Genomic DNA, 15,538 nt, shown 5'->3' on the forward strand with positions numbered 1-15,538 from the left:
GCTAATTCACCAATCTACTGAGACCAGCACTTCCCCGTATCCGTTCATACTGCAAAGTCTGGGCGGATTTGACCAATCGTCATGAGAAGCACGGATTCGCAGTAGATCAGCGTTAAGCCCGACAGACTGCTAGAATCACGCTTTCTTAAATTTTGTAGGTTACCTTGTTATGGGCACGCTGCTCACGCCATCGCGCATTGCCGCCGTTCAGCGGCGTATTGAAAGCATTATCGAACGTCTCAAGCCGTGGTCATGGTTGTGGCCGCCCATGGCGTTTGCCGCCGGTTTAGGTAGTTTTTTTCTAGTTGATCGCCAGCAGTGGTTAGGCGCTGCATTAGCGCTGGGATTATTGTTCGCCTGGACACTACTGCTTTCCGAAAGCTTGATCAGCCGCTGGCTGTCACGACGTGGCCATCCCGCTCCGCCGCGTGGGGTCGCCACGTTTATTGCCCAGATGATTCACCAGGAGACACTTTTCTTCACGCTGCCGTTTATTTTAGTCACTACCGTGTGGAATAGCGGGCAAACGCTTTTTGCGCTGCTGGTGGGTGGCATGGCGCTGCTGTCTATTATCGATCCGCTCTACTTCAAGGTTGCAGAGCGCTGGCGCAGTCTCTATTTCGTCTTTCATGCCCAGTGTGTCTTTTTGGTATTACTAGTTACGCTCCCCATCATGGTGCACCTAACCACCGGCCAGAGTCTGCTGCTGGCCCTGGGAATCACCCTTCTGGTGGCTCTACCGAGTTTTTGGCACTTGCTTAAGGAGCGCTCGCTCAAACGCTGGTGCGCTTTTTTTGGCTTAACGGTGTTACTCGCCTACGGCGCTTGGCTAGGACGCATTTGGGTACCGCCCGCCAGCCTATGGATGACCAGTAGCGCACTATCGCCTGCATTTGATGTTGAGCAGCGCTTGCCTCAGGGTTCAATGACGCTAACGCCTCAAGCCATTAGCGAGAATGGCCTTTATGTTTACACCGCGATACGGGCACCACGAGGGTTAAGTGAAACCATTACCCATGCTTGGCATCATAATGGTGAGCCAATGGACGTTGTCGAACTCAATATCAACGGCGGCCGCGAGGAGGGTTACCGCGCGTGGAGTCACAAACAAAATTTCCCTGAAGACCCTAGCGGGGATTGGCGCATCGATATCATGACGGGGAGTGGACAACGGCTAGGACTGATACGTTTTGAGGTATCGGACGACAGCCAGCATGCTTCCCTGGCGGATGGAGAGATACGCGCCAGCGGTCTAAGTGGATTAAACTTACGGCGATTTATGCCAGACCGCCCCAACGATGAAGAAGCGCGGCAGGAAGATTGAATTGTTAAGCACCTTGCATTCAGCGGCGCAGCTTATGACAATTCGCCTACTCACATTTATTGGCAGCTAGTTACCTATGGCATCAACGATTGGATTTCGCATCGCACGCTTGCCCCACTTGTGGCGCTCCATCTTGGATCGTCGCCTCGCACCTTTAGGTTTAACCCAAACACGTTGGGTGACGCTGTATCATCTATGGCGTCTGGGCGAGGGCCATCCCCAGTGCGATCTTGCCCGTGCGATTGGCGTGGAGGCACCCTCTCTAGTGCGCACCTTAGGCCAGCTTGAAGAGCAAGGCCTAGTTGAGCGCCGATCCTGCGACAATGACCGTCGCAGCAAGCGGATTTATCTTACCCCTGCCGCTATGCCTCTGTTGGAACAGATCGACAGCGTTGCGCAACAAGCGCGCAAGGAGATGTTCGCGGGCTTAAGCGAGGAGAACCTCGAACAACTCAATGACTGGTTGGCGGTGATTGAATCAAACGGCTTGGCGATACAAGCACGGGATCAGGATAGCCCGGCATCCTGATCGCTCACAGTGGACGACGCCTGCTCAGTGCCCTTTAACGGTTGGCTGAAAGGCTGGTCGGCACGGCCACGTAGCGACTCCCGCAGTTGCTGAAATTCGGGTAGATAGGTCGCGAATCGCTCCGCGGTTTGCGACTCCCACCACCATAGCGTCAGGGCATAGGGCGTTGACTGCACCACCAGCGCGTCCTGCGGCAAGCGCTCAAGCAACGCTTTTAAAGGTATCGCCGCATTATCGGGCAGCGGGCGCAGGGGGGCTATTCGCCAACGCCAGCCTGCGTAGTACGGTTCTAAAGCCTCACTGGCATTACTGTCTCTTACCAGCAGAAAATCCGGGCCAGGCCCTTCCTGGCAAAAGTGCCAGCGGTATGCAGGCATAGTGCCTCTAAAATAGTGCAGCGGCGGCTTTTCCAACTTAATGCTGACGCCCTGCTTTGCGATTTGCGAACGTAGTACCTGTTGACGTTTTTGGCGCGGGCTAGGCTTTAACCACATCACTGGCGCAATCACTAACATTAGAATAAAGACTATAATTATCCAATCCATCTCTACATTTCCCTCTACATGAGCCACACTGTATTACACGATCCTAAGAACCATGACTCAGGTCGTTGTTTTGACTCAAGTCATTGTTAAAACTCTAGCCATTGTTGAAACTCTTCTAATCATTGTTAAAACAAGGCACGCCATCTAAAGTAACGGTCATTGAACAAAGAGTTCCCATTCTTTGTTAACTAGTGTCATCCACGCCAAGGAGATACGCCATGAGCTATCACCACATTTTAGTTGCCGTTGACTTAACCAAAGATTCCCACAAGATTCTGGAACGCGCCGTTGCGATTGCTGAACGCAACGATCAAGCCAAAATTTCCATTATGCATACCCTGGAACCGCTTGGGTTTGCCTACGGTGGCGATATACCCATGGACTTGACCAGCATCCAAGACCAATTGGATGAACACGCCAAAAAACGTTTAGCCGAAATCTCCGCCCCACATATTGCCGAGGCTGACCAGCACGTTGTCGTGGGTATGCCCGACACCGAAATTCACCGTTTTGCTGAAGAGCACGATGTGGACTTAATCGTAGTAGGCTCCCACGGCCGACACGGCTTCGCCCTGCTGCTTGGCTCAACCTCTACCGGCGTGTTGCACGGCGCCCAGTGCGATGTCCTCGCGGTACGTGTGGGCAAGAAAGGCGAATCAAGCGACGAGTAACCAACAGCGTTATATCGCTTACAAAAAAGGCGCCCATACGGCGCCTTTTAACGTTTTCAAGCTTACTCGCCAGCAGCTATCGCTTCCAACTCCATCCAGCGCTCCATTGCGACTTCTAACGCCTTCTGCACTTTTTCAAGCGTTTGCAGCTTAGTCGTTACGGCGTCAGCATCCTGCTGATAAAACGCTGGGTCACCGATTTCACTTTCTAACGCCTCTACTTCCCCTTCAAGACGTTCGATTTCAGCGGGCAATGCATCTAACTCACGCTGCACATTATAAGAGAGTTTGACGCTCTTTTTCACTGGCGCAGCGGGAGCTTCAGCGACCTTTTTGGGCGCTTCAGAAGTAGGCTCGGTACGCTGACGCGCCGCCCCTTCCCAAGGTGCCGGTGGCAGCTTGCCACCCTGGCGAATCCAGTCGGTGTAGCCACCCACGTATTCGCGCACAACGCCATCACCTTCAAAGGCGAGCATACTGGTCACCACGTTATCCATAAAAGTTCGGTCGTGGGAGACCAGTAGCAGCGTGCCATCGAAATCGAGCAGCAGCTCTTCAAGCAGCTCCAGGGTTTCCATGTCGAGGTCGTTGGTCGGCTCATCAAGCACCAGCACATTGGCCGGCTGAGTGAACAACTTGGCTAGCAGCAGGCGGTTGGACTCACCACCGGAGAGCGCTTTCACCGGCTGGCGTACCCGCTCTGGGGTGAACAGAAAGTCCTGCAGGTAGCTCATCACATGGCGATCTTTACCGCCCACGCTGACGCGGTCGCTGCCTTGGGCAACGTTGTCGTAGACAGTTTTTTCCAGCTCCAGCCCGGCGCGCAGCTGGTCAAAATAGGCCACTTTCAAGTTGGTGCCCATCTGTACCTTGCCTTCACTAGGCTCCAGCTCACCCAACAGGATTTTCAGCAGGGTTGTCTTGCCCGCACCGTTGCGGCCCAGAAAGCCGATACGGTCGCCGCGCAGCACTTCAAGGTTAATATCGCGCAGGATCACGTCATCGCCAAACCGCTGGGTGACGCCCTGTAGCTCTACAACGCGCTTGCCGGTGCGCTCGCCGCGATCTACCGTCAAGTTGGCATTGCCTTGACGCTCGCGGCGCTGGCTACGTTCATTGCGCATCGCCTCGAGCGCTCGAACCCGGCCTTCGTTGCGGGTACGCCGGGCTTTAACGCCCTGACGAATCCAGGCTTCTTCCTGAGCGAGTTTTTTATCGAACTCGGCGTTCTCTCGCGCTTCTACTTCAAGCTCGTGCTGCTTGCGAGCCTGATACTCTTCGTACTTGCCGGGGTAGCGCCCTAGCTGGCCACGGTCTAGCTCCAGAATATTGGTCGCCAGTTTGGAAAGAAATGCCCTATCGTGGGTAATCAGCAGCACCGCGCCGTTAAACGCCAGCAGTTGCTCTTCCAGCCAGGCAATAGTGTCAAGATCCAGATGGTTGGTAGGCTCATCGAGCAGCAGCAGATCGGGCTCAGCGACCAGGGCGCGCGCCAACGCCACCCGCCGGCGCCAGCCACCGGAGAGTGAGCTCATCTCAGCCGCTGGGGGCAGGCCCAAACGGGTAAGCACTGTGTCGATACGCTGGTGGAACGACCAGCCATCAATGGCTTCCAGACGCGTTTGCAGGGTCGCCATGCGGTCCATATCAGGGTCGGGATCATTGATAAGATGATCGTACTCGGAGAGCAGCTCTCCAGCTTCCGGCAGCCCTTGGGCCACCATATCAAAAATGGTCAGGCCAGATGACTCAGGTAACTCCTGGGCCAGCACACCTATCTTAAGGCCAGGTGCCCGCCATATTGAGCCGTCATCAGGCAGGATATCTCCAGCTACCAGCTTCAGCAGAGTGGACTTGCCGGTGCCGTTGCGCCCGACCAGCGCCAGCCGCTCGCCTTTTTCAACTGTCAGGTCGGCGCGATTGAGTAGTACATGGGTGCCGTAGGCGAGTTGCAGCTGTTCGAGTCGTAACAGGGTCACGCGGTGTCCTCCTTAATCGTGAGGCGCACAGTGTAACGCATGCGCGCGCCGGGAGGGGGAACGTTCGGTGATAGCCTACGGGAATACCTCTGGGAATATCTAGATCTCGGTGCGGATACGCTTTTTATCCAACTTGCCTACGCTGGTTTTGGGTATCTCATCGACGAAACGAATCATGCTAGGAATCGCCCAGCGGTTGAGCTTACCCTGGGCGACAAACTGCTCTAGAAACGCCTGCACGGTTTCCGTCGTCGGGGGGTTATTTAGATCAACGGGAACCGCTAACGCCGCGGGGCGCTCTCCCCATTTATCGTCCGCGACCCCAATTACTGCCACTTCGGCAATACCTGGGCACTGACTGATATAGCTCTCCAGCTCTAACGACGAGAGCCACTCGCCACCGGTTTTAATCACGTCTTTAATGCGGTCGCTAATGGTCAGAAAGCCCTGCTCATCAAGCGAGCCTACATCTCCAGTATGCAGCCAGCCGTTGCGCCATAGCTCCGCACTGCGCTTTTCCTCTTTGTAATAAGCCTGGGTCAGCCAGGGGGCTTGAACACGCACTTCACCAACGCTTTTACCATCGTTGGGGAGCGGCTCGCCGTCCGCGTTAACTACCTGCAGCTTGACCAGAGGAATTGGCAGGCCCGCTTTACAGCGCCAGGGTAGCTGAGTCTCAAAATCAGCGTCGCCGACATCTCGCGGAAGAATATCGGCGGTGAGTAGCGGGCAAGTTTCCGACATACCGTAAGCACTGCGGGTATCAATCCCCAGTGTCCATGCTTTGCTTGCCAGCGCTTGGGTTAACGCACTACCGCCCACCAATACTTTCCAGCCGGAAAGGTCGACCTGTTTTGAGGCAATCGCCTCGGCACTCACCACCATGTTGAGCAATGTTGGCACGCAGTGGGAGAAGTCAACTTTCTCACTAACCAGTAGCTTGACCAGCATTTCCGGCTCATAGCGACCTGGATAAACCTGGGTAGCCCCCATCAGCGTGGCGGTATAGGGCACCCCCCAGGCATGAACGTGAAACATGGGGGTAATCGGCATATAGACCTTGTCGCGGTTAAGCAGCTCAAAACCGGGGGCCTGGAAAGCGCTAGCCTCGTTCAAGGTGTGCAGCACCAACTGGCGATGGGTGAAGAAAACCCCTTTGGGGTTACCCGTAGTGCCGGTGGTATAGAACAGCGTGGCAACGGCGTTTTCATCAAAAGTAGGGAAATCGTAGTGTGTAGGCTGCTGGCTTAATAGTGCTTCAAATTCGCCCACCAGTGACAGCGAGGTATCGACTGTTTGCGGGGTCTCTTGACACAGCAGATAGCCACGCACTTGGGGTAGCTTATCGGCTAGCGGCTCAAGCAGTGGCACAAACTCTTCGTGCACGATGACGAAAGCGTCTTCGGCGTGATCCATGGTGTAGAGGATTTGCTCTGGGGCTAGACGCACGTTCACCGTGTGGAGCACCGCGCCGATCATCGGAATGGCAAAGAAGCACTCCAGGTAGCGGTGGCTATCCCAATCCAACACCGCCACCACATCTCCGGCCTGCACGCCCTGAGACGTCAACGTGTGGGCCAGTTGGTGTACCCGTTCGCGAAAGCGCTCGTAGCTGTGGCGGCTCTGGTCGCGGTAGACAATTTGATTATCACCCGCCATGCGCACGCCTGCTTCCAGCAGGTCCCCAATCATCAGCGCAGGGTTAGTCGCCGAACTCGCGGCGGGTAAAATTTTCGGGGTTACTGAAGGCATAAAAACTCCTTTAACGTTGTTCTTATAGCACTGTTCTTGTAGCACTCAACTCGGTTTAGCCGCGCTCGATAAGCAGGGCGATGCCCTGCCCTCCACCAATGCACAGCGTAATCAAGCCATAGCGACCGTTGATACGCTCCAACTCGTGAAGGGCTTTAAGGATCAGAATAGCCCCCGTGGCCCCCACCGGATGCCCCAAGGCAACCGCGCCGCCGTTGGGGTTTAGCTTCTCTAGCGGAAAACCCAGCGTTTCGGCCACCGCCATCGCCTGGGCAGCAAAGGCTTCGTTTGATTCAATCACATCAATATCGTTGATATTAAGCCCCGCCTGCTGCAGGCAACGCTTTACCGCTGGAATCGGCCCCAGGCCCATTAGCGTTGGATCGACGCCTGCAGTCGTGGCAACGCGTAGACGAGCCCTAGGGGTTAGGCCGCGCTTTGCGGCTTCATCGCTATGGGCAAGCACTAACGTGGCTGCGCCATCGTTAATTCCCGAAGCATTGCCTGCGGTCACCACGCCGTCTTTCTGGAAGGCGGGCTTAAGCCGCGCTAAATCGCTCAGCTCAACGCCTTCGCGTACGTGCTCATCGCGAGAGAAAAGCACAGTTTGCTTACCTCGGCTGACCTCCACCGCGACGATTTGATCGTCAAAGCGGCCTTCAGCGATGGCACGCGCCGCCTTTTGATGGCTTTCAAGGGCAAACTGATCCAACTGCTCACGGCTTAAGCCATACTGTTTAGCGATGTTCTCGGCGGTGCAGCCCATGTGGCCGCTGCCAAAGGGATCACTTAAGATACCTAGGGTTAAATCCTGGACGTTCACATCCCCCATGCGCACGCCATTGCGCGCTTGAGGCGGCAGCAGATAAGCCCCTCGCGACATCGACTCAGCGCCCCCTGCCAGCGCTAAGCGGCTATCTCCCATGGCGATCTGCTGGGCGGAAGACACCACCGCCTGCACGCCCGAACCACACAGCCGATTTACGTTGAAGGCCCCCGCCTCTTTCGGCACGCCAGCTTCTAATGCTATATGGCGCGCCAGATAAGCATCCTGGGGGCCGGTGGTAATAATATGGCCGTATACCGAGTGATCGATATCGCCGCCCTCAACGCCTGCCCGGCGCAACGCCTCTTTAGCGGTGATCGCCCCCAGCTCAAACGGCGCCATTGTTGACAGCGACCCGCCAAAACCGCCAATCGCGGTTCGTGCGCCGCCTAAAATCACTACATCATCCAACCGCATGGTTCTCTCCTGTGTTCTCTTATTTGACAGGCTTGTAAATCGCTAATGTCATTCCTATATCCTCATGGCTTAACGGTCTGCAGTGAAAGTTTAGTCGTAAACAAATCTCCACTGTTTACCTATCAAGCCAGATTTTTTGCAATTCGTGCCATTTCCTCGCGTCCATCATCTTTAACACGCCATTAGTCGATGCTTGCGCATACCGTTACAATAGTGCCTTTGCATATTGAACGGGAGACACCTTTGGCCACCGCGTATGCCGATGATTTTTTACCCGAAGCGCTCCAGTTTCGCCCTAGTACCCCTTTGGTGGATATCGGCGCTAACTTGACCCACGAAAGCTTTGGTCGTGATCTTGAGGCGGTTATCCAGCGTGCACAGGCGGCGCAGGTAACGACCATGATCGTCACCGGCACCGACCTTGCCCACGCCGAACAAGCGGTTGCGCTAGCCAAGCAGTATCCTGGCCTCTACGCCACGGCAGGAGTGCACCCCCATGACGCCAGTCGCTGGGATAAGAACCTTGAGCGTGCCATGGCAGACCTGCATGCCATGCCTGAAGTGGTGGCCGTAGGCGAGTGTGGCTTGGATTTTAATCGCAACTTCTCGACGCCCCAGGAACAGGAACGTGCGTTTGAAGCGCAGCTGGCTCTTGCGGTGGAAAGCGGTTTGCCGTTGTTTTTACACGAACGAGATGCTGGCCAGCGTATGCGCGAAATCCTGCATGCGTGGCGAGACGACATCAGCCACGCGGTAGTGCACTGTTTTACCGCCGATCGCGATACACTGTTTGGTTATCTCGACCTAGACTTGCACATAGGCCTGACCGGTTGGATTTGCGACGAGCGGCGCGGTCATCACTTACGCCCTTTGGTAAGCGATATACCTTTAGAGCGTTTGATGGTAGAAACCGACTGTCCTTATCTGTTGCCCCGCAACCTACCGGCGAAATTAAAGGGTCGCCGACACGAACCGGCGTTGCTACCGTGGATTGTCCGCGAGATCGCCCAGTGGCACGGTATTAGCAAAGATGAGCTAGGTGCGGCAACCACACAGACCGCTCAGCGTTTTTTCCGTCTTCCCACGGAATTTTGAAAGGAGTATTAGCGTGGCCGATTATCCAGGGTTTATAGCCATTGAAACGGGCGAAGACGATGGACTCCCACTAGCCATTGCCTGGTCACTGCCCGATGGCCGAGTGAAGCAAACATTGATTCAACCGGATGATAGCTGGATCAAAGAAGATACCAATGCCATGGGCGCCTACAGCATAGAAGAGCTGGAGAGCTTGGGGGTTAGTCCGCTAGAGGTGATTCGCGAGCTTGAGAACGACCACTTCTCCGCCACACTCTATACCAGCGACAACGGTGACGACGAAGCGGCACTGGCGCGCCTCTTTGACACCTACGGGCTAGACCCTTTTGTTGAGCTAGCCCCAGCGTCGGTGCTTTACCCTTCGCTTACCCCAGGCGAATGGCACCGCCAGCGGCGCGAAACGTTTAGCGAGCTAGGCCTAGAGCCGATGCGCCCAGAACATGAGCTGGAAGTGATGCTATCGATGCATCAGCGCCTGACCGAAGAGGATTAAGCCGGTAGCGCTTTATCCATTTCATCCAACGCGGCATGCGCTTGTGCCACGGCCTCCGCTAGCGTCACCTGGTCAGAGTAGAAGCGTTTAAGCGCCACCTGGAAGGCATTTGCGCGGGCTGGCAAGCCCTCTTCCAAGTAGCGCTGGGCACGGGCCTCTACCCGCGCCGCAAAGGCCTCAAAATCTACCTCTATATCGCCGTCTAGATTGTCCACGCTGATATGAAACACGCGACCACAGGCACGGGTGAATATAGACTCCAACGCCTGTGGGGCTATCTCAGCCTGTTCAAATGCTTTTTGCTGCTCGGCATCGCGGCCATCAGGGCAGTACCAGTAGCCGTAATCCTCTTGTTGGCGCCGCTGTGCGCCCGCAATACACCAGTGGCTAATTTCGTGCAGCGCACTGGCATAATAGCCACGTGCGAAAATAACCTGGTGGTAGGATGTTTCTGAATTCGCAGGTCGATAGAGTGGTTCCTCGCCACCGCGAATCAATCGGGTCTGATATCGCTGGGAAAAAACGCCATCAAACAGCGCGGTTATATCCTCAAGTGTCCACCGATCCTGCGTATGACTCACATTGACCTCATTTGTCACTGGCTTTAGGGCATTATACCGGCCCGATTCCCGCAAGCTAACGGCTATCCGCCAAAAAAGAGTCGATCCTGCTAATATAGCGGCCTTTCATAGCAACCTTCCCCAGTAGGAGCCAATAAGTGGGCGGCTTTACTCAAAATGTTAAATCAGTGTACTGGCCAGAAACACGAACGTTGATGCACTTGGCACTGCCTATATGCGGTGCTCAGTTGGCTCAAGCCGGGATGAGTGTCGTCGATGTCATGATGACTGGGCGTCATAATGCTACGTCTCTCGCCGCCGTTTCTGTGGGTTCAAGCCTTTGGATGCCACTCATGCTATTTATGACAGGCACTTTAATGGGGCTTACCCCGATTGTGGCTCATTTGCTGGGAGGGCAGCGCAATACGGCTATACGCCCTGCCGTTCACCAGGCGCTTTGGGTCGCGCTAGTGCTAGGTGCCGTTGCGGCCGTACTGCTCTGGTCGGCCGTCAAGCCGATATTTGAATTAATGAGCGTGCCCCCAGCGGTCGCCAGCCAGTCTGCCGCCTATCTGTCAGCTGTCGCCTTTGGTATGCCGGGGATTGCTCTGTTTCAGGCTCTTAGAGCGTTTTCCGATGGCATGAATCATACCCGCCCGGCGCTGTGGATCAGCCTGGTCGGCTTAACAGTGAATATTCCTGCCAACTACATTTTGATTTACGGCGGCGACGGCTTGGTTGATCTATTTGGCGCCTGGATTCCCGCTAGCTTGCAACAACTGCCTGCTTTGGGGGCATTTGGCTGCGGCATTGCAACCGCCCTATCAATGTGGACGATGGCACTCGCAATGGCCTATTACACACGCAGGGGAAGTACTTATAAAAGCGTTGCGATTTGGCAAAAACTGACACCGCCCCAGTGGCTAGGTATACGTGAATTAGTAGTGGTGGGTGTTCCCATTGGCGTGGCTATTTTTGTTGAAGTGACTCTGTTCACACTCATTGCGCTCTTCATTGCCAGCTTTGGTGAAGTCACGGTGGGAGCTCACCAAATAGCGCTAAGTTTCACTTCCATTCTGTTTATGCTGCCAATGTCGCTCAGTATGGCGCTGACCGTGCGAGTGGGTAATACACTGGGGCAACAGCGCTTGGCCCTAGCCCGTAAAGTCGCCTGGAATGGCATTGTGATCAGTGTCGTCGTCGCGGTCATTAACAGCATTCTTCTGTGGGTAAGCGCCGTGCCAGTGATCGCGCTTTACACCTCCAATAGTGAGATACAGGCGCTAGCGCTCTCAATCATTGCTTTAGCTGTTATTTTTCAACTCTCCGACTCATTACAGGTCAATTTAGCTGGCGCCTTACGCGGTTATAAAGATACGCGCATTGTAATGGTAATCACGGTGCTCTCTTACTGGATTGTAGGCTTGGGTGGCGGCCACTGGTTGGGCTCACGCGGAGTGGGTGATATGGTCGCCCCACTAGGGGTTCACGGCTATTGGATTGGCTTGATTGCGGGCTTAAGCACTGCGGCACTGCTACTTGGCTGGCGTTTACAGCGTATTAGCATTCGGGGGTGAGCATGGCTCGATGGAAAAACCTTTCTCTAGCAATCATCCTAAGCGCCCTACTTGTTGGCTGTGGCGATAACCCCGCTGAGCAGCAGTGGCAAAGCTACCATCAGCAACTCACAGTTGACCTTGCAGTGGACGACATTGAACGAGTTGATCCGGTTAATATCGGTGACTTTCCTGAGCGGCCCGATCGGCTCATAGATATTCCTGAAACACGGGATAGTCTGCTGAATGTTTACGCCTTGCGCGAATGCCAAATCACGTCGCTAGTCGCTGCACGTAACAACCAACTGGGGCGCGTGGCGCCGCCTAGCCAACAGTGGTTATATGAGCGCACGCTATGGCAGCGGCTAAGCGCCTGCTTAAATAGTGAGGTTCCCGAGCAGTTAAGCGATCAAGATCGAACGCGCTTAATTCAATTAACAGCAACTAAAACGGAGCAGTTGCCCGCAGTAAGCTGGAACGCTATTTTTGATTCCAGCGAGTGGGTTAAAAGCTTTTCACGTGCAAGCCAGCCTTTAACTAACGTCGATGAAACCACTATCGCAAATCAGCTTGTTGCCATCGATTACTTACAGCAAATGACCGACCACCAGTTTGACCGTGACTGGCAGCAAGACTCTTCAACCCTCGAAAAATATTTAAAAACCCTGCAAGAGCGGCCAATGACCGCCGAGGTGTTGCGCGCCCTTCTACTCGCCACTCAACGCTTAACAGAAGCGAATACATTGTTAGCTCAGCAGAGCGATGCCACTACACGCTGCTTGAGTCGTTGGGAATCACCGTCGCTTGATCGCTTAGCAAACACAGCCAAGCAGTGGCTAACCGCGATTAACCGCTTAATCGACGCGCAGCTGGTAGACACGCCAATGGCTATCCATCGCTATCAGTCGCATTGGCTTTCGATGGAAAATGCCCAAGCACCCTGGGGCCAGTTTCGGCAAGCACTTACCGAGCATCAAGCGCTACGAGCGCGCTTTCCACCTTGCACAGATAATTAAAAAACGCAGAACCCTTAACCTTATGAGCAAGTTGTGCTATTTGTGGATGTGAGAGGTAAATGAGTCTGCTTTGCCAATCTGATGACCACGCAGCATAAGGAGGGACATAATGGGCGCATCTCTGTCACCCCGCTCTGCCCAGGTCATCGACCTGGAAACTGTGCGCCAGCGTCAGCAGGCGCAAAAGTGCTTAGTCCGTTTAGCCCCTGAGCTAGATGGGTTAGAGATGGTGTACCAGCTCGCTGCGAGTCCCGACACCTACTATGGCTTGCCTATTTTGGCCTGGGGGTTAAGAGAGGACGGTAGCGTCATCGGTTTGGTGCCGTGGATGGAAACCCTGGCAGCCTGCCATGATCTGAACAGCCAGGAGAATGGCTACTTCGTAGGTTATCGTGATCCTGAAACGGAAGAGATTTTTGATACACCTCCGGATCACAAATACCATGAGCTTGTTGCAGCGGCTGAATACTTTGATTATGAAGCCTCTGGCGAAGTCACCCTTATTCAGCAAATCCCCGACACTCTGGGCACCCACGCGCTGTGTATGAATCACCCTAATTCGCCCTGGCATATGAAGCCCGTTTACGGCTGGCGCCTCTACAGCGACGGTAGCCTTGACGCGCTGCTTGCCGACGAGAACAAAGCGGCGATGACGCCGATTTTATTAGGTGATCAGTGCTTGTACAGCGCTCACGCCCGCCATCAAACCGTTTACTTTTTCCAGCGTCATATCGCCAACCGTATACTGGAAGAAGATCCAGCAACACTTGATGCACTAGCCATGATGGTAGTGGCAAGTGATTAACCCTCTAGTGCTGGAAACGTGGGCGAGGACAATATCCATTAGTTGATTTGAGCCTCGCCCAAGTTTACGCGCTATTTCAAAGGGCTATTTCTAAGGACTATTTCTAAGGACTATTTCTAAGGGCTATTTCTAAGGACTATCCCAAAGAGCTAACTTAAAGGGCTAACCCAAAGGGCTATGCCAAGCGAATAAAGTAGAGGTAGTTACTCCCAGAGGCGGTGTCCTGCTCTAGCAGTTCGTGCCCTAAAAACTGACAAAATTTGGGCACATCTCGCGTGGTGGCTGGGTCGGTGGCAATCACTTTGAGCACTTGGCCTGGGGTCATGTCGCGCACTTTATTATGCAAAAGCATAATCGGCTCTGGGCAGTAGAGTCCTGTGGTGTCCAGTACTGCGTCAAAGTTGGGTAACGTACTCGTATTGTCAGCCATTAACATCCTCGATGTAGGAAACAAAAAGTATGATTAAAGTTATCATCGAACGGCGAATTATGCCCGGTCTTGAAGAAGAATTTGAGCAAGCAGCGCGGGAGGCAATGCGCGTTTCTCTAGGCGTGAGGGGCTTCATTGGTGGTGAAACACTGGTAGAACTGGGTCATACTGATCGCCGACTGATGATTACCAAATGGCGGGACATCCGCGCTTGGAAGGAGTGGCACTCAAGCGAAGCGCGGGCAATGGCCATGCAGCGTATTTTACCGCTGCTAACCGAAGATGAAACCATCCGGATTTACGAGCCTGGCTATTAAACATGAGGTTTCATTAGCATTAATCTCTAAGCCTTACATGCACCGTTACCTCTTCCCTATCGTGATAGAGGTGACGGCATGATACGTTTGCATGCACGCCTGCTTTATCCAGCGACTCATCCAATGCCGTTAGGCAACGTGTTACCTCATCCCAGCGCTTTTTCATGGGCAATTTAAGGTTAAAGATAGCCTCTTTGCACCATTTACGAATAAGCCACCGCTCCACCATGGCTAATACCCTTACTGGTTTGTCAACAATATCGCAGACTAGCCAATCCAAACGCTGGGGTGGCTCCCAGGTAAAACCATCCTCTTTGAGATGATCAATCTGGCCGGTCTTCATCAACTGCGACTCCATGGGGCCATTATCGATGGCGTACACGTACATGCCCCGCTGAACCAGTTGCCATGTCCAGCCACCTGGGGCGGCACCTAAGTCAGCTGCCTGCATATGCGGTGCTAGCCGCACTTCCCACTCATCCCTTGGAATAAACTCGTGCCACGCCTCTTCCAACTTCAACGTTGAGCGGCTGGGCGCACGAGAAGGAAAGCGCAATCGACGAATACCATTAATCAAATCGCTACGGTTGCCTGGGAAGCTCATCGCCAGCTGCACTTGATCACCATCAGTCCAGAAAATATGTAAGCGTCGTGCGCCCGCGCTGCGCCTTAACGCACCACGTTTTTTCAGCATACTTTCCAGCGGCTTGGTAAGCGCCTTAATCAGCCCGGCCAGTGCTTTGCCATCGTTGGTATCCGGCGTTTCATGCCAAATCTCTTCAAAGCTCCAGCGGCTGGCTTTGACCTGATCCAAGATCGCGGTAAGACGGTCGTCACGTGAAAGAGTGAGCGCAGGCAATGCTGCTAAGCTCTGGCGCGCGAAAATTAGCTTTTTAAACGCTGCCTGGCGGTGTAAATCATTCACCGCTTCGCCATCGACACGCGTTAAGCTTACCCAACCTTCCCCACGAGATGATTCACAGGCGATGCCCTGCAATGCTGCGTGATGCTGTAGCTCTGACAGCGCATCACTCTCAAACCCAGGACGGCAGTAAACTAACCATGACGTAGGTACCGTTTCACTCACCACTTCACCTCGATTCCGCCCATCACAAACGGTGAGGGCTGCCTAATTAATTGGGGCGCATCATAGCATTTATTCAGCACTATTTAATTTCTTCCACGCAAACAAAAAACCCAGCCGGGTGGCTGGGTTCTTTGTT

General features: G+C 54.2%; 16 protein-coding genes. 9 read left to right on the forward strand and 7 right to left on the reverse strand.

The features are described from left to right. Window positions 1-169: 169 nt before the first annotated feature. Together KUC_RS10265 and slyA are read left to right on the forward strand one after the other, a co-directional pair. Complete coding sequence (locus tag KUC_RS10265; RefSeq protein ID WP_007113127.1) at window positions 170-1,324, forward strand: DUF5924 family protein; 1,155 nt, start codon at window positions 170-172, stop codon at window positions 1,322-1,324. 76 nt (window positions 1,325-1,400) lie between these two features. Continuing rightward, entirely contained in the window at window positions 1,401-1,853 is a 453-nt protein-coding gene (slyA, locus tag KUC_RS10270) for a transcriptional regulator SlyA (protein WP_040480635.1), read from the forward strand. On the opposite strand, the gene KUC_RS10275 is transcribed toward slyA, so the two are convergent. Continuing rightward, window positions 1,832-2,398 carry a hypothetical protein gene (locus tag KUC_RS10275; protein WP_040480636.1) on the reverse strand — a complete coding sequence of 189 codons (567 nt, stop codon included), beginning with the start codon at window positions 2,396-2,398 and terminating at the stop codon, window positions 1,832-1,834. The genes slyA and KUC_RS10275 overlap by 22 nt on opposite strands. A gap of 218 nt (window positions 2,399-2,616) precedes the next feature. Between KUC_RS10275 and KUC_RS10280 the strand changes: the two genes are divergently transcribed. Beyond that, window positions 2,617-3,069, forward strand: a complete 453-nt coding sequence (locus KUC_RS10280; protein WP_007113130.1) for a universal stress protein — start codon at window positions 2,617-2,619, stop codon at window positions 3,067-3,069. A 62-nt stretch (window positions 3,070-3,131) separates the two neighbouring features. On the opposite strand, the gene KUC_RS10285 is transcribed toward KUC_RS10280, so the two are convergent. From KUC_RS10285 to bktB, 3 genes are all read right to left on the reverse strand, one after another. Continuing rightward, on the reverse strand, window positions 3,132-5,048 hold the full coding sequence (locus tag KUC_RS10285) for an ATP-binding cassette domain-containing protein (RefSeq protein ID WP_007113131.1): 1,917 nt from the start codon (window positions 5,046-5,048) through the stop codon (window positions 3,132-3,134). Window positions 5,049-5,147: 99 nt separating this feature from the next. Then, on the reverse strand, window positions 5,148-6,800 hold the full coding sequence (locus KUC_RS10290) for a fatty acid--CoA ligase (RefSeq protein ID WP_040480638.1): 1,653 nt from the start codon (window positions 6,798-6,800) through the stop codon (window positions 5,148-5,150). A gap of 55 nt (window positions 6,801-6,855) precedes the next feature. Then, window positions 6,856-8,043, reverse strand: coding sequence for a beta-ketothiolase BktB (gene bktB / locus KUC_RS10295; protein WP_007113133.1), 1,188 nt, complete (start codon window positions 8,041-8,043; stop codon window positions 6,856-6,858). Between the two features lie 243 nt (window positions 8,044-8,286). Between bktB and KUC_RS10300 the strand changes: the two genes are divergently transcribed. Both KUC_RS10300 and KUC_RS10305 read left to right on the forward strand, forming a co-directional pair. After that, window positions 8,287-9,138, forward strand: a complete 852-nt coding sequence (locus KUC_RS10300; RefSeq protein WP_007113134.1) for a TatD family hydrolase — start codon at window positions 8,287-8,289, stop codon at window positions 9,136-9,138. A 13-nt stretch (window positions 9,139-9,151) separates the two neighbouring features. Continuing rightward, window positions 9,152-9,631: a hypothetical protein gene (locus KUC_RS10305; RefSeq protein ID WP_007113135.1), complete on the forward strand. Its 480-nt coding sequence runs from the start codon at window positions 9,152-9,154 to the stop codon at window positions 9,629-9,631. Here KUC_RS10305 and KUC_RS10310 read toward each other — a convergent pair. Next, entirely contained in the window at window positions 9,628-10,212 is a 585-nt protein-coding gene (locus tag KUC_RS10310) for an elongation factor P hydroxylase (protein ID WP_040480640.1), read from the reverse strand. The two genes, KUC_RS10305 and KUC_RS10310, sit on opposite strands and share 4 nt — an antisense overlap. Before the next feature lie 137 nt (window positions 10,213-10,349). On the opposite strand from KUC_RS10310, the gene KUC_RS10315 reads away from it, so the two are divergent. The 3 genes from KUC_RS10315 (at window position 10,350) to KUC_RS10325 (ending at window position 13,568) form a co-directional block, all read left to right on the forward strand. Continuing rightward, entirely contained in the window at window positions 10,350-11,768 is a 1,419-nt protein-coding gene (locus KUC_RS10315) for an MATE family efflux transporter (protein WP_007113137.1), read from the forward strand. A 2-nt stretch (window positions 11,769-11,770) separates the two neighbouring features. Further along, the gene (locus KUC_RS10320; protein WP_007113138.1) at window positions 11,771-12,763 is read left to right on the forward strand and encodes a DUF3080 family protein; all 993 of its coding nucleotides are present in this window, start codon (window positions 11,771-11,773) and stop codon (window positions 12,761-12,763) included. 109 nt (window positions 12,764-12,872) lie between these two features. Beyond that, window positions 12,873-13,568, forward strand: coding sequence for a hypothetical protein (locus tag KUC_RS10325; protein ID WP_007113139.1), 696 nt, complete (start codon window positions 12,873-12,875; stop codon window positions 13,566-13,568). Window positions 13,569-13,743: 175 nt separating this feature from the next. Here KUC_RS10325 and tusA read toward each other — a convergent pair whose 3' ends face one another. Beyond that, entirely contained in the window at window positions 13,744-13,998 is a 255-nt protein-coding gene (gene tusA, locus KUC_RS10330; protein WP_040480642.1) for a sulfurtransferase TusA, read from the reverse strand. 29 nt (window positions 13,999-14,027) lie between these two features. On the opposite strand from tusA, the gene KUC_RS10335 reads away from it, so the two are divergent. Continuing rightward, complete coding sequence (locus KUC_RS10335) at window positions 14,028-14,315, forward strand: antibiotic biosynthesis monooxygenase family protein (protein ID WP_007113141.1); 288 nt, start codon at window positions 14,028-14,030, stop codon at window positions 14,313-14,315. Between the two features lie 19 nt (window positions 14,316-14,334). On the opposite strand, the gene rlmM is transcribed toward KUC_RS10335, so the two are convergent. Continuing rightward, window positions 14,335-15,405 (reverse strand): 23S rRNA (cytidine(2498)-2'-O)-methyltransferase RlmM, encoded by a 1,071-nt coding sequence (gene rlmM / locus KUC_RS10340; RefSeq protein ID WP_007113142.1) that lies wholly within the window; start codon window positions 15,403-15,405, stop codon window positions 14,335-14,337. Window positions 15,406-15,538: the final 133 nt, after the last annotated feature.

The organism is Vreelandella boliviensis LC1, assembly GCF_000236035.1.
In the GTDB taxonomy this organism is placed as follows: Bacteria; Pseudomonadota; Gammaproteobacteria; order Pseudomonadales; family Halomonadaceae; genus Vreelandella; species Vreelandella boliviensis.

What these genes read in the sequence shown, in the direction of transcription:
- KUC_RS10265 (WP_007113127.1), top strand. Translation starts at nt 170, where the DNA reads ATGGGCACGCTGCTCACGCCATCGCGCATTGCCGCCGTTCAGCGGCGT.
- slyA (WP_040480635.1), top strand. Translation starts at nt 1,401, where the DNA reads ATGGCATCAACGATTGGATTTCGCATCGCACGCTTGCCCCACTTGTGG.
- KUC_RS10275 (WP_040480636.1), bottom strand. Translation starts at nt 2,398, where the DNA reads ATGGATTGGATAATTATAGTCTTTATTCTAATGTTAGTGATTGCGCCA.
- KUC_RS10280 (WP_007113130.1), top strand. Translation starts at nt 2,617, where the DNA reads ATGAGCTATCACCACATTTTAGTTGCCGTTGACTTAACCAAAGATTCC.
- KUC_RS10290 (WP_040480638.1), bottom strand. Translation starts at nt 6,800, where the DNA reads ATGCCTTCAGTAACCCCGAAAATTTTACCCGCCGCGAGTTCGGCGACT.
- bktB (WP_007113133.1), bottom strand. Translation starts at nt 8,043, where the DNA reads ATGCGGTTGGATGATGTAGTGATTTTAGGCGGCGCACGAACCGCGATT.
- KUC_RS10320 (WP_007113138.1), top strand. Translation starts at nt 11,771, where the DNA reads ATGGCTCGATGGAAAAACCTTTCTCTAGCAATCATCCTAAGCGCCCTA.
- KUC_RS10325 (WP_007113139.1), top strand. Translation starts at nt 12,873, where the DNA reads ATGGGCGCATCTCTGTCACCCCGCTCTGCCCAGGTCATCGACCTGGAA.
- tusA (WP_040480642.1), bottom strand. Translation starts at nt 13,998, where the DNA reads ATGGCTGACAATACGAGTACGTTACCCAACTTTGACGCAGTACTGGAC.
- KUC_RS10335 (WP_007113141.1), top strand. Translation starts at nt 14,028, where the DNA reads ATGATTAAAGTTATCATCGAACGGCGAATTATGCCCGGTCTTGAAGAA.